Here is a 1,185-nt window from a genome sequence, read left to right as displayed (position 1 = left end):
GATATCTATAACTCCTTGATTATTTCTTTGATAATCATTTTCCAGTCAACAGTTGTGGAATCTACAATATTCCACAAGCCAAATCTTTCAGGTCGTACTGAAGATAGTTTTTTCATTCTTTTATAAGTATTTGATTCTATAATAGTATCAAATCCTTGTTTTAATTCTAAGGTTATCTCTAATTTTCGACAATAATATAATAACTGCTCATATAAATCAGGTAATTTATAAATACATCTTATCTTCATGGCAACTAAAGCACCCATTAAAACTAATTTACCGTGTGACATGTCACTATCTGCTGCATATAACTTCTCAAATTCGTGTTCAGAACGGCTACACCAACTACTATCATTTTTCATTAATAAAGAAAATGAGTAAAGCTGTTTGATTATTTCGATTAATGAGTTTTCATTACGTTTCGTGTATTTGTTTATAAATCGTTCAATTTGATAAAAAGGTGTTTGATCAAATTCCTTGACTTTCTTATCAACTTTTAAGTCCTCCCACACATTCAATTTTGATAATAATTCACCCAGAGCACTAATCCAAAATTTATGTGGCATGTGCTTATTTAATAAGGGCAAACAAGCATAAACAGACTGAGGTGCTTTTGATGGATAACTCTGATTATATGACATTTCATCCGCCTTTAACGAACTAAAACTAGATGAAAATCCATCATTGGAAATAGAAGATAACAAAACAGTTAAATAAATTTTATCCCGTTGAGCACAAACTTTTACAAAATCTATGAGACTTCCCCCCCCAAAAACTAAAAAACGTTGACCACTGGTAGGAAACTTTAATTTCTCAATATTTGAATAAAATAAAGGATATTTTGGTACAATTATCGGTAGCTGATTTTTATTAAAATGCTCGTAAATGGGAGCAAAACAATTCATTGAATAGACAGTTGGACCTATAATACTACCGTCTATTTTTTCATTTATTAGAATTTTTTCTATGCATTTATCTATCGAATTTTTTGAAATATGTAATGTAGACTTCATAATAAGTTTGACTACTGTTTAACTAACCTTATATGTTTCAAATGTATTATTTCCTTTACCATAACCCCAAGAGGCGAAATAACACTTAACTTTTGAAGATTTACACAAATTCTCTATCCTATCATCAACTATAATCAGGCTGTTTTAGTTGATGATAGGATAGAGAATTTGA

At 29.6% G+C, this 1,185-nt stretch carries 1 protein-coding gene; it reads right to left on the bottom strand.

Annotated elements, in window-relative coordinates; all coding sequences use genetic code 11:
• Positions 1-5: 5 nt before the first annotated feature.
• Positions 6-1,013, bottom strand: a complete 1,008-nt coding sequence (locus F6K37_RS43530) for an iron-containing alcohol dehydrogenase (protein WP_287257363.1) — start codon at positions 1,011-1,013, stop codon at positions 6-8.
• Between the last annotated feature and the right edge of the window lie 172 nt (positions 1,014-1,185).

Origin of the sequence: Moorena sp. SIO4E2 (assembly GCF_010671945.1) — a bacterium.
GTDB classification, from domain to species: Bacteria; Cyanobacteriota; Cyanobacteriia; order Cyanobacteriales; family Coleofasciculaceae; genus Moorena; species Moorena producens.
This window is presented reverse-complemented; position numbering and strand designations above follow the sequence as displayed.